The 11668-nt window shown below is 60.3% G+C and carries 14 protein-coding genes and 3 pseudogenes; 3 read left to right on the top strand and 14 right to left on the bottom strand.

Annotated features, from left to right (window positions below; all coding sequences use genetic code 11):
• Positions 1–464: pseudogene (locus JCM25156_RS27725) on the top strand (glycosyltransferase family 9 protein); the annotation flags it as partial.
• On the opposite strand, the pseudogene JCM25156_RS21480 reads toward JCM25156_RS27725, so the two are convergent.
• The 4 genes and pseudogenes from JCM25156_RS21480 to JCM25156_RS04460 all read right to left on the bottom strand — a co-directional run bounded on the left by JCM25156_RS21480 (position 454) and on the right by JCM25156_RS04460 (position 5273).
• Positions 454–2125, bottom strand: a pseudogene (locus JCM25156_RS21480) (alginate export family protein). The pseudogenes JCM25156_RS27725 and JCM25156_RS21480 sit on opposite strands and share 11 nt — an antisense overlap.
• A 218-nt stretch (positions 2126–2343) precedes the next feature.
• Positions 2344–3627, bottom strand: a complete 1284-nt coding sequence (locus JCM25156_RS04470) for an NAD(P)/FAD-dependent oxidoreductase (protein WP_025812278.1) — start codon at positions 3625–3627, stop codon at positions 2344–2346.
• Between the two features lie 198 nt (positions 3628–3825).
• Positions 3826–4476, bottom strand: coding sequence for a hypothetical protein (locus JCM25156_RS04465; RefSeq protein ID WP_025812277.1), 651 nt, complete (start codon positions 4474–4476; stop codon positions 3826–3828).
• Positions 4473–5273, bottom strand: a complete 801-nt coding sequence (locus tag JCM25156_RS04460) for a hypothetical protein (protein WP_025812276.1) — start codon at positions 5271–5273, stop codon at positions 4473–4475. The genes JCM25156_RS04465 and JCM25156_RS04460 overlap by 4 nt, the downstream gene beginning before the upstream one ends.
• Between JCM25156_RS04460 and JCM25156_RS29770 the strand changes: the two genes are divergently transcribed.
• Complete coding sequence (locus tag JCM25156_RS29770; RefSeq protein ID WP_199898814.1) at positions 5217–5600, top strand: hypothetical protein; 384 nt, start codon at positions 5217–5219, stop codon at positions 5598–5600. The two genes, JCM25156_RS04460 and JCM25156_RS29770, sit on opposite strands and share 57 nt — an antisense overlap.
• A 266-nt stretch (positions 5601–5866) precedes the next feature.
• A complete protein-coding gene (locus tag JCM25156_RS04455; RefSeq protein ID WP_025812275.1) occupies positions 5867–6568 on the top strand; it encodes a hypothetical protein in 702 nt (233 codons plus the stop codon).
• 103 nt (positions 6569–6671) lie between these two features.
• Here the strand turns inward: JCM25156_RS04455 and JCM25156_RS31990 are convergent, their stop codons facing one another.
• The 10 genes and pseudogenes from JCM25156_RS31990 to JCM25156_RS21465 form a co-directional block, all read right to left on the bottom strand.
• Positions 6672–6806: a hypothetical protein gene (locus tag JCM25156_RS31990; RefSeq protein ID WP_277909343.1), complete on the bottom strand. Its 135-nt coding sequence runs from the start codon at positions 6804–6806 to the stop codon at positions 6672–6674.
• A 94-nt stretch (positions 6807–6900) separates the two neighbouring features.
• Positions 6901–7491, bottom strand: a complete 591-nt coding sequence (locus tag JCM25156_RS04440; RefSeq protein ID WP_025812274.1) for a hypothetical protein — start codon at positions 7489–7491, stop codon at positions 6901–6903.
• An 81-nt stretch (positions 7492–7572) separates the two neighbouring features.
• The gene (locus JCM25156_RS04435; protein ID WP_034958388.1) at positions 7573–7938 is read right to left on the bottom strand and encodes a hypothetical protein; all 366 of its coding nucleotides are present in this window, start codon (positions 7936–7938) and stop codon (positions 7573–7575) included.
• Positions 7939–7980: 42 nt separating this feature from the next.
• Positions 7981–8388 carry a hypothetical protein gene (locus tag JCM25156_RS21475; protein ID WP_306301738.1) on the bottom strand — a complete coding sequence of 136 codons (408 nt, stop codon included), beginning with the start codon at positions 8386–8388 and terminating at the stop codon, positions 7981–7983.
• A gap of 79 nt (positions 8389–8467) precedes the next feature.
• A complete protein-coding gene (locus JCM25156_RS04425; protein WP_025812272.1) occupies positions 8468–8902 on the bottom strand; it encodes a hypothetical protein in 435 nt (144 codons plus the stop codon).
• 66 nt (positions 8903–8968) lie between these two features.
• Positions 8969–9232 carry a hypothetical protein gene (locus JCM25156_RS04420; protein ID WP_025812271.1) on the bottom strand — a complete coding sequence of 88 codons (264 nt, stop codon included), beginning with the start codon at positions 9230–9232 and terminating at the stop codon, positions 8969–8971.
• Between the two features lie 18 nt (positions 9233–9250).
• Complete coding sequence (locus JCM25156_RS04415) at positions 9251–9646, bottom strand: hypothetical protein (RefSeq protein WP_025812270.1); 396 nt, start codon at positions 9644–9646, stop codon at positions 9251–9253.
• 5 nt (positions 9647–9651) lie between these two features.
• Positions 9652–9912 carry a hypothetical protein gene (locus JCM25156_RS04410; RefSeq protein ID WP_025812269.1) on the bottom strand — a complete coding sequence of 87 codons (261 nt, stop codon included), beginning with the start codon at positions 9910–9912 and terminating at the stop codon, positions 9652–9654.
• The gene (locus JCM25156_RS27045) at positions 9909–11480 is read right to left on the bottom strand and encodes a hypothetical protein (RefSeq protein ID WP_025812268.1); all 1572 of its coding nucleotides are present in this window, start codon (positions 11478–11480) and stop codon (positions 9909–9911) included. The genes JCM25156_RS04410 and JCM25156_RS27045 overlap by 4 nt, the downstream gene beginning before the upstream one ends.
• Positions 11480–11668, bottom strand: a pseudogene (locus JCM25156_RS21465) (hypothetical protein); the annotation flags it as partial. The gene JCM25156_RS27045 and the pseudogene JCM25156_RS21465, both read right to left, overlap by 1 nt.

Here is an 11668-nt window from a genome sequence, read left to right as displayed (position 1 = left end):
CCGGCGGCCCACGCCATGGACCGTCGGCGTTCGGTCCCGCTGCGCGCGCTTGCGCCACTGGCGGGGCTGGCCGGACTCAATCTGGTCAGCCTGCAGATGGGGGACTACACGCGCCAGATGATGGACATGCCCGCTGGCATGCGCCTGTACGACCCGATGGAAAGCGTGCGCGACATGGATGATACCGCCGCCTCATCGCCGGGCTGGATGTGGTGGTGTCGGTCGATACCGCCATGGCCCATCTGGCCGGGGGCATGGGCTGTCCCGTCATCCTGCTGGATCGCTTCGATAACTGCTGGCGCTGGCTTTCAGGCCGGACGGACAGCCCGTGGTACCCGACCCTGCGCATCGTACGCCAGCTTAATCCCGGACAGTGGGAGGACGTGGTCAGCCGCCTGTGCAGCATGCTGGCACGGCGCGACCTGCCGCCTTCGCGCCTGCCCGCGCAGGTGCTCAGAATCTGAACACGAAATTGGACTGGTAATAGGTGCCGCTGGAGCCTCCCGCCGCATCCAGCCCGTGCGATGTCATGAGTCGCGAGACATATTGCGTCCATGACAGATGCGGGTTGATCTGCCACGCCACGGAGGCCTGCGGCGCCATGCCGATGAACCGGCCCCGGAAGTTTTCGGCAAAGGCATAGGTGCCGGATGAGCGGTAAACCGCGTCATTCACGTTATCACGCCAGAACAGCGGATACTTGAACTGGATGCTGACCGAGGGGAACGGCGTGATCCGCACCAGTGGCGCGAAGCTGATCAGGTTGGAGGGGTTTATGTAGGTCGTGGTGTCCAGGTAATTGGTCTGCGGGCTGAACGGCGCAATATAGGTGCCGACCGCGCCCCCCTGGCGGAACCGGTCACCACCCGAATACACATCGGTCTGGATACCGGCAAAGGTGTTCAGCGTCCTGTCACGCAGGCGGTAGCCAGTATGCTGTTGATGGCGAAGGCGTTGACCGCGCGGGGCGCGTTATCCGTGGCGTTGCGGAACACGCCGCCCTGCCAGATCGCACCCAGCGAGAACTCGATCGGTCCGGCAAGTCCATGCCAGCGCACGCCAAAATTATTACGGGTGTCCGACCCCTGAACGGTGCCGGTCGGGGCCGCGATGACGCCGGATGTGCTGCCCAGCTTGTAGCCGATGTAAAACGCATCGACAAAGGAATAGCCCTTTCCGCCCATGAAGGTGAAATCGGGCGGCGCCCATGTGGCGTTGAAGCCGTACAGCCGCGTGGCATAGTTCTCGGTATCATGGAACATGCCGGTTTCACTGTCATTCGTCTGCACGAAGTCCCAGCCGTCAATGCGGACACGCGGCCAGATCATGTACCCCCGAAACCCGTTCCATGACAGTGGCACATCGGGCGTGTCACGATTGTAGATGACATAGGACGGCGCATCGAGAAACTGCTGGCGGCCGAACATGAACCCGCTTTTCGCGCCCAGCATGTTCCACCGTGCCTCGACAAACGCCTGCTGCGCGTCGAGCCGCTTGCGATAGGTCGCACCATACCCGTAACCGCCCCACCCCCCGGCGTCACCATTCACCAACTGGCCGAAAAAGCGCAGGTGCGTGCCGATATGCAGGTCAGCCCCATACAGGTTGCGCACGGTAAAGCGACCGGAATCACTGTTCTTCTGCGTGCCGAGCTGGGGGCGTGTTTCAAACCAGTTGCGCAGCCGTGTCTCGCCCGAGAAACTGATCCAGACCGACCCGCTGCGGTTGAGCGGAACGTATTTCAGCACGTCAAACGCATCGTCATGCTTTTTCTGCGTGCGCAGCCTGCTCCAGTCCTCGGCCCAGGCGCTACGCCATAGCGGCCTACCGGACCAAAGCCCGCGGCCTCGCCATCGCCCCGGTTGAACACGCCCCAGTCATACGGATTGCCGTTCTTGCGGTTTTCCGCGCCGCCCATGCGGATCGGCTGGCCGATCGGGTTGGCGGTGGGTGAGAGCATGATGGAGGGGCGTGGCCGGGCATGTACCACCACGCTCTCCCCCGTCGCGGTGGATGGGGGCGCAGTGGGTGGGGGTGGTGTCCGCGCATTCTCAGCGGCGGTCGCGCGCGGACCCGGCGCAACAATGGCGCACGACAGGCCGAGCAGCAGGATCACCACGCGCATATCCGCTGGTTTCCGGGTTGCCGCCCTGCTCACAATTATATACGCGCCCCCTGTCGGTCATGACCGTGGCTCCGCTCCCCCCGGTAGCGCCATGCGCCACTACGTTCCGGAGCAGGCAAGACCGGCCGGGGAATAGTGGCGCGCCAAGCATAACCCTTAAAACGCGCCGTGACGAATTTTCATGGGGATTTTTTACGCGGAATGGGGCCGCCCGCCCCTCAGTCCAGCCGGACGGAGGGACGTACGAACATGTCGAGCCAGTCCACAAGGCAGGAAATCGTGCCACGTACGGGGCCATACAGCTCGAACTGGTGCTGGCGGTACAGCATAAGGTGGAGGACACGCGCGCTTATGCCGCGTAGCCAGCCACCGCCAAACACCATTCCACCAGGCAAGGTGCCCCAGCCATTGTAATCACCCAGCGCGACCACAGCCCCCTTGTTATGGAATTTGAAGGCCGGAAGCGTTCCGCTCTTCATCCATATGGGCAGGCCACGCGCCAGATGATGCGCCTGCTGGCGCGCAGCCTGCGCCGTGGGAGGCACCGGGCTTTCGGTAATGAAGGCGCAGTCCCCCATGGCGAAGATATGGTCATCGTCCATGACCTGTAGCGTCGGGCGCACCTCAAGCTGCCCGGAACGCGAGAGTTTGAGCCCGTCGAAGCGATGCGTCACATCCGGCGCCTTCACGCCTGCCGCCCATACGCGCAGCGTGGCGGGCACCCGGCTGCCATCCTTGAGAATGAAGCCGCTCTCATCCGCCCCGCTGACCATGGCGGATGAGCGGATCGTAACCCCGATGGCCTCAAGCTGTCGGACCGCGGCTTCCGACACGGCCTCGGGAAAGGCGGGAAGAATGCGGGGGCCAGCTTCGAGCAGGGTAATGCACAGCTTTGGCGGTTTTTCCCCAAAACTGTAGAGCGAGGCAATATCGAGCGCCTTATGCAGTTCGGCGGCAAGCTGGGTGCCGGTGGCGCCCCCGCCCACAATGGCGATGTCGAGTTCCTGATGATTGGCGAACGCGCGCAGGAGTTCCATGCGGAAGCGGTCGTTGAAGCCGCTGGCGTCCACCAGATTGTCAATAAACAGGCAGTGTTCGGCCACGCCGGGCGTGCCGAAGTCATTGGCGCGGCTACCAAGGGCGAGAACCAGCGCGTCGTAGCCCAGATCACGGGCGTCAACCACCGCCTCCCCGTTATGCGGGTCGGTGATGGGGGCGAGCGAGATGGTCCGCGTCTTGCGGTCCAGCGCCGTGATTTCACCGGGCCAGAAATCGAAATAGTGCCGACTGGCCTGGGACATGAAGCTTATGCGGTCATTCTCGTTCGCGGCCGTGCCAGCGGCGAAACAGTGCAGCATGGGCTTCCACACATGGGCGAAGCTCTTGTCCACCAGTGTAATTTCCGCCTGCCCCGAACGTCCGATCGAATTGCCCAGCCGTGTGGCGAGCGCAAGCCCCGCGACCCCGCCGCCTACAATCACGATCCGAAACTTTTCTGCCATCTCAATAATGCTCCAAACCCTGCACCGTCCTGTCTGCCGCGCCAATGGGGACTGGCCCGATGCCGGACCATACCCACGACCGGAAAGCGCAACAGCCCGCCATGCCGATGTAGCCAAGCATGACGCTTCTTCTCTGGACTTACCAATACAGGACCGGGCCTGTGCTGAACAGGGGTGTCTATATCCATACTGACATATTCAGGAATGGTGAACCTTTGGGCGCCTGTCGCCCACGAACGGGACAACCGGCACGTAGCCCATGCATTCACCGGGTTTCCAGCCCTCAATCATGGCCCGCACCCTTCCCTGCAATTCCGCACGATCAGAGAGCAGCCGTGCAGCCTCGGCATGCCGGGCGTCATCATTCTGGGCCAGAATTTCAGTCTCGTACCCAATCTGGCGGCTCATCTCGACATCCGGCATGGACGAAAGCGGCGCATAGGCCACCGGCAGGCTGAGTGTCTGCCCCCGCGTCCGGTTGGCGTCCCCCTGCACCCCGAACGTAGGCGCGGTCGTAATCGCACCCACGCTGAACTGTCCGCCCTGCGTGAAACTGCCCGAAAGCTGGAGCGTCACATCCCCCGCGATTGTGCCAACCACGGGATCGGGCGTGTGCTGTTCGCACTGTGCCGCCCGCACCGCCTGCATGAACCGGGCATTCTGTTCCGCCGTCCAGTCGCCCGCATGCGAGACCGACACCACCCCGGCCTGCGCCAGACTGGACTGGATGCCCGCCATGGCCTGCGGAATGGTGGTGTGTACTGGACCGGGTTGCAGCGCGCACCCGGCCATGCCGGACAGGCAGGCGAAAAGGAGCCACGCCCGGTCAAACCCTCGGGGGCCACTCATGCCGCACCCGCCAGATAGGCGTCATTCGCGGCCACCAAAGCGGCCCAATCATCCCCAGTCGGATATAGGCCGCCGGGCGCGTGCAGTTGTCCCCATGCCAGCCCATGCGCCTCCATGATGCGCGAGCGCACCCAGCGCCATGTGGCCTTCTGCTTCGCGCCCCATGTCAGGAGCGTCACCAGATCCGTATCCGCCGTGCCGGTGTAATCCCACAGCAGCAGGCAGTGGCCGCCCGCGCTGCCCGGTGTCGGGTCGCCATGATCGGCCGGGCTGTCCGTATCCCATACCGGCGGCAGGTTGCCGTCCTGATCCTCCCACATATCCGCCTGTGCCAACTGCACGCCCAGATAGGCGGCGGACAGGCCTGCGGTAATGTTGCGGATGCCGTTCAGGTCGGTCGGATCGGCGCTGCCCCAGATCGGGAACAGGGTTTGGGTCTCAAGCGCATAGCCGTCACGCAGCGCCGTGGTCAGTACATCCACCTCAACCCCGCCATTATCCGTGGCGGGACGGCCCGGCACATAGCCGGTGGACCGGGAATAGAACCGCACGGCATCGGCCACATCCATCGCGACCTGAAAACCCGCCAGCGCCGCCGTGGCGCGGATATGGTTGCCGATACCCGCGCTGGTGCAGTCCCCCAGCACATCATTGCCCAGCATCAGCGGGGTCGGGTTGATACCGCTGCGGTCCAGCCGCACTGGCGCCTGCCGAACCATAAAGCCGCGCATGGCGGACAGATGAGGCTGATTGGGATGGCGTTGTGCCGGGCAGCAGCCGAGTTTGCGCCTGTTCACAAGCCGGGGTGTTTTTATGTTCATGAAATACCCGTATGTTTGCTTGCAGAGGTTGTGGTTATGGAAGTAATTCAAGAAGATGCGACACTGAGTGAACTAAAATCTTTTCCGAAACATGAAGCAAATCGGACCCGTAATGTTATCTGCAAAGGCAGTCACTATATGACCGACATATTGATTTACTGTCGGTCTTGTAAGGGAAATGTAGAAGATATTGTAAGGTCAGACGGAAACCATGATCCAATTCGTGACCGTCAACAGGTAAAGGGAATCTTCCGAACCAACGTGGCGATTAAATCCTGGACCAGCAAAAGCTTTTTCATTTGATATTGAGAACGAAAAGAAGCCTGACATTACGATTGTACTGTAGATTTACTGATTTTGATGCCTCTGAAAAAGACGGCATTTGGAAGAAGTGTGTACAAATATTTTTTCTTATGACGCTTCATATCTTATTAACGTTTTATAAAATGCCAGTCAGCTTTACGCAGGGCGGTCATGTCTGCAGGAAGCCTTGACTATACTTTTGTACTGTTATTTCATGATATAAATTTATGAATATAGATTTTAAAAGTTTTCTGAGGAGTTCATATATGACCGAAAATCCCAATAAGGATGATGGCTCTCTCATGCTGAATGCCATTCGCGCTATTGCAATCAGCCCGGAAAAAGCAAAAAAAATGGTTGATCAATATAAGCATTCAGCAAAAAAGTTGAACAAACAATGCAATGATAATGAAATAGAGAAGATAGTTTCAAAGAAAATTATAGCAAAATATTCACGGTATGCGTCTCTGAGTGGTGGTCTTTCTGCTGTTCCAGGCATCGTCCCGGGTATCGGGACTGTCGCCGCCATGGTTGGTGGAGGAACTGCTGACGCTACAGTCTGCATGAAAATACAAATTGATATGACAATGCTACTGGCCGTAAATTTCGGGTGGGACTTGACCGACCATGATGCGATGTACATGACCATACTCATTGCTGTGGCTGGAGGACTTGAACAGCTCGGTGTTCAAAGCGGCGCGCCAATCGCATCGAAAGCCGGTGTGAAAATGCTTCAACAATATTTAAAAGGAGCTACATTAGAAGCAGTTAAACAGTTTTTTACACGCTTTGGTATAAACTTCACTAGGAAGGCGGTAGAAAAAAGTATGCCGTTCGGGATTGGTGTTGTAGCAGGTTCCAGCCTGAACTACGGACTTACCCGATATGTAGGTTACGAAGCCGTAAAGTGCTTTACTATAGAGCGACAGATGAGAGAAGATCCCGATGAAGAAATGGAATGGGCATAATATAGGCATATTTTAAAATATGTTCGTGTGCGAAACTTACTGCGTGAGCATACCTGATGATCATTCGCCCAAAAGGTCAGAATAGGGTGACGCGTTTCTGAATCTACTTCAGACCGCGATCCCGCAACTGCGCGGCCATATAAAGCGCATGCAGCTTGATCGGTATAATGATGAGTATGCCGATCAGGATCACGATGCCACCAGCGCCCGTAAAAACGCCTGCAGTGAAGTCGCTCATCGCGAATTACTCGCCAGATAAGCGTAGAGGATGAAGGCCCCGGCAGCACCGCCAATGGTGCTGGCGAACCAGAGGAAGAAGATGCCGATGGGTGTCATCCTGCCGTCACCCCCAGCACCTTGAGCGCCTGCTGCACCTGCGTACGAGATGGGGCTGCATTGACTATGGGCCTGATGGACCGCCGTACGGCTACGCTGTCCAGCAGCGCTCTGAAGGCCGAGATAATGGTGCCCAGCGCGTTCAGCGCCGTACTGGCGTCGGACAGGTCCGTGCCGGACACCTTGGTCGAGACCCCGGTCATGGCCATGCTCAGGTCGTCCTCCACCTTGGTCAGGGCGGACAGAATGCTATCCACCCGGCTTTTCCAGTTCGTATCATCATACGAAATGGTCAGCGTGGACCCGGCGGCCGTGGAAAAGCTGGTGAGCGCAGCGGAAAGCGCCGTATCAGCCACGTTGATAATACCAACGGCAGGGGAACCGATCGCGCTGGCCAGCGCCGCGATGCTCAGGATGGTCGAGACGGCATTGAGGCCCGCCTGCCCGTAATCCCTGATCTCGGCCACGTTGATCGTGATGGTGGTGACATTACCGGATTTCGTAACCGCGCAGGCCGCCAGCAGGCCAGCCGCCAGTGTGCCGGTCCCGGCGCGTAACAGGACCCGGCGGGAAATGTTCGGGCTCATGAATGATAGCTCCAATAAAAAACCACCCCGAAGGGCGGTTTCCGTGGGAAATGGTCGGGACGGTAAGCAAAGTGACCCGTTTTATTTCAGATCATCTCCCGGCCTGGACGGCGCAGGCGTGGAAGATGCCGAGACGGCCGTGCTGGTCCGCAGGGCAATCGCGGCATTGGCCGCGTATTTCCAGTTCATCGCAAGGAAGTTGATGATGCGGTAAAGCAGCCAGAGCCTGCCGCTCTGGTTGGCTGGCAGCGGGATCTGGGTGGCCGCGAACCCGGCGCCCGCGAAGATGGCGCAGGCATACAGCACCCACATGGCGTAAGGCTGCGGCAGTGACAGCGCCAGTGCGAGAGGGGAAATCCCGGTCGTAACCGCCGTTGCGGTCCGGGCAACCACGCGTGTTTTTGCTGGCGGATCAGCATGGTCCTGTCCTTTATAAAAAGTCTCCACGCAACTGGCGCGGAAAATGTACCCGGCACCTGACATGCCGTTTCATGCATCAATGGCCTGCTGGAACAGGGCGACATGCCGTGAATCAGTAACGCCTGCCCCGGAGGAAGTATTGTAATAGGTTTTCCAGTAACGGCATTGCGCGGAGGCATCGGCCGCATCAGGCAGTTCGGTGCGTACACGGTCATATTTCAGACGCGCCATGACGCAGGCATAGAAGACGTTACCCCGCATCTGTACTGCCCCCGGGGGCCAGTCCGCGCGAATGGTGAGAATGCGCTGCCGCAGGCCGTTCAGTTGGCTGTCAGACAGAAAAGTGCGCCAGATATCGTCATGCGTGAACGGCTCCATCTGCCACAACCCCTGCGCCGGACCAAAGCCCCCCTTTGTGACCTGCACAATATCAACCAGCCCACTTTCAACCAGGGCGGTTCCGGTCAGCAGGTTCACGACGGCATCACCCCCCAGCCCGACATGGGACAGGCTGGCGCCACGATGATGTGCTTGAACTGGGAGAGGGATAAACCGCTCATGGTTCATACCCCAGCGCCCGTTTGCATAGCGACCACGCGGCATCGCCAATCTGGCCCCAGCCCAGCAGTCCGGTGGCAAGGATGATGAAGGTGACCGTGATCCAGTTGGCCAGCCTGATGCCACCCTCGATGCGGGACAGACGCTCCGAAACTTCCGTGTCGCGCTCATTGGCTGTCTCGCCCATGGCGGCGACACGCTCCATGATCTCGCGCCGGGTCTGCGCCGCGTGGTCGGCCACGGCCTTTGTCAGATCGCGCCGCAGGTCGGAAAACTGGACCGACAGCGTGTTCAGCCCGTCGCGCAGGTTGTCATGGCCACCCTCCACCTTCGCCAGCCGTTCACGCACACGGGCAAGATCCTCCACCGTGGCGCAGCGGACAGGCACCCCCGCCTGCCCCACGGATGCGGGCAGGATCATGTCTTCATTCATTGGTTTTTCCGACAATAAAAAACCGCCTCATGGGCGGTGTGGCGGGCATGGACGGTTGTGAACGGACTAGCCGCCAGGCGGCGTTGGCGTCGTGGCGGGCGTATAGATGCTTCCCGCCGGATAGGCCCCTGCCGCATCAAGTCCCAGCGCCATGCCAGCAGGCGGCATGAAGGTGTCGGTACTGGCCAACGTCATGGCCATGATGACATACCCGACCTGCTGCCAGCCAAGCTGGGCCGTGCGGTACAGAACATAATTCTGGGGTGCGGGCGCTGCCGGGGTAGCGGTCTGGTCAGTTGTGGTGGTCGTTGAGGAAGTTGTATCGGTCATGGTCGATATCTCCGGTTATCATTGCGCGGGGCTGGCGGGCAGAACGGTGCTGGCCGTATCGGTGCCATCCGAAATGGCCATGAGGGCCTTCAGATAAGCAATCCAGACCGCCGGTGTCGGCTCATCCAGCAGCTTGTAATGGTGCAGGACATGGGTGCGGGCCTGCGTCAGCGCGGCAGAAGCCCGTGTGGCCAGGGGAACGGCCGTGGCGGCGGGTGCATGGGCCACAAGAGCGCCATCACCAACCGCCCACGGCCCCGGATAACGCATGCTCCACTGGGCATCGGTCACTTCCAGAAGGTCACTTTCCGGAAGGGATTTCAGTGTCAGGGCATTGAAACTCTCACTGTCATACCAGCCAATGACCCGCGATGGCGCGGCCTGCCTGCTGTCAAAATGCGCATATTTCGTCATGTCGCTTACCAGCCTTCCACCCACCACGTTGCACGCATGGGCCAGTTGTAATTGCCGCCACCAGTTTCGTTCATGTTGACCGTCATCTGTGTGGTGGTGGGTGTCCCGCCAAGCTGCGCCATCTGGTCGTTGCCTGTGGAGGTGGTGTCGCTATCCGCCAGCTTGGTGGAGACGCCGTATGCCCCTGGAAAAATCCCGTTCAGAGCCAGCGGATAAGTAATGGTCTGCCTGCCCTCACTGGTAAAATCCGGTGTTTCTCCCATCATGCGGATGCGGTATCCGCTGGCCGTGCTGCCATCCTTGATCCTGATGATCGTGTAACAGCCACCATCCCCGGCGAGCCGGAGGAAGTAACCGAGACAACAGGCAGATCGGATTTCTGTGCTATTGTATAATATAAACCAGCCACACTGACGGCGCTCAGCTTGCTGGTATTGCCCCCCGAGAAGACAAGCCCCGCAACCTGCGCATCCGTTGGGTTCCATACACCGGATACCAGCTTGGCATCGGCGTTGGCGCGGGCTGTGGCTTCGGCAGTGACCGCAGCCGCACGAGCCGTAGCCTCAGCGGTTACATCCGCATACCATGCCAGGAATCCCCCGCCACCGGTATAACCGGCATACATATGGCCAGAACCGCTGTAATGGAGTTCCGTGCCCTGCTGGTCGCCTGACGCCATGCCCGCCGTGCCTGAAATCAGGCTCGCTTCGACATTGCTGGCCCGCACGGTTTCGGCAGTGACAGCCACAGTACGGGCCGTGGCCTCGGCCGTTACGTCTGAATACCATGCCAGAAATCCACCGCCACCGGTGTAGCTGGCATACATACGCCCCGTGCTGCTGTAATGAAGCCCCGTTCCCTGTGCATCTCCGGACACCATGCCGGACGTGCCGGATACAAGGTTTGCCTCGGCATTGCTGGCGCGCACGGTCTCCGCCGTCACGTCCGAATACAGGGCGGCCGTATAATAGGCGCCGTTCATGGAATAGGACTGGTAGACCAGCCGATGGCTGCCGTCATAGGACAGGTCGCCAAGCGCGCCATACGCGCCGTTCAGTTCCGTCCCGTAGGTCGAAAGCAGGTAGCCACCCGTAGCGATATTGTCCGATGTGTTGACATAGGAATAACGCAGCCCCGGATAGGTGGTGTCACGCCCAAGGTAAACCTTGCCCGCAACCTGATCGAAGCCGCCGCCCTGCTGCACGGGGGTAAAACCCAGCGCGTCCTGCTTGGCGGCCTGAAGCTGGGGGATGGTATCGTAAAACGGCGCGCCGGATGCCTGCGCGATCATGCCCGCCGTGATGGCCGTGGCCCCGGCGGGAACAGTTATGGTCCATAGCGGATGTGCCCCCGTGGGCACGGACGCGCCAATACCGATCTGCGCCACATCCCGCCGCACGGTCGGCGCGGCGTTTCCGCTGTTACCCGCCCCGGCATAGGTTACGGCTGGATCGGCGGCATTGTAGAACGGCAGAACGGTGGCATCCGTGTCCTGCGTGAGTGCTGTAACATACACAATACAGGTCGCCCCGGCACACGGCACCTCCAGCGTGACCGGATCGCGGCTGATATACTGGCGCACAAGCGTGCTGGCGCTGGCGGGGAGCGTGCCATAGGCCGTTCCATCCACCACACCGGCGGCCAGCAGCGAACCGGGGGCGATGGTGATGGCGAGGCCGCCCCCCGGCGTACAGGCAAAGCCGCCCGCCGCCACCGTATTCTGCCCATAGGCCATCCCGGCCAGATGCCCGATGCCGACAAGGGTGTTGCGCTGGGCGTTGAGCTGGTCGCTGTCCAGCGGTATCTGTGCGGGGTAGACAATCTGTCTGTCCATCAGTCGGGGCTCTCCACATCCTGCATCCATGCCACCGTACCGGCGGGCATGACGGTTGCAATCCGGGTCAGGGTCTGATTTGCGGGCGGGTTCATGTCGCCTGTCGGCAACTGCGCGAACAGCGCGAAGGGCACGGCGCGCGATCCGTAGCGCAAACCCGGCGCGCCATAACCCGTAGCCACCGCCCG

The organism is Komagataeibacter kakiaceti JCM 25156 (genome assembly GCF_000613305.1).
This window is presented reverse-complemented; position numbering and strand designations above follow the sequence as displayed.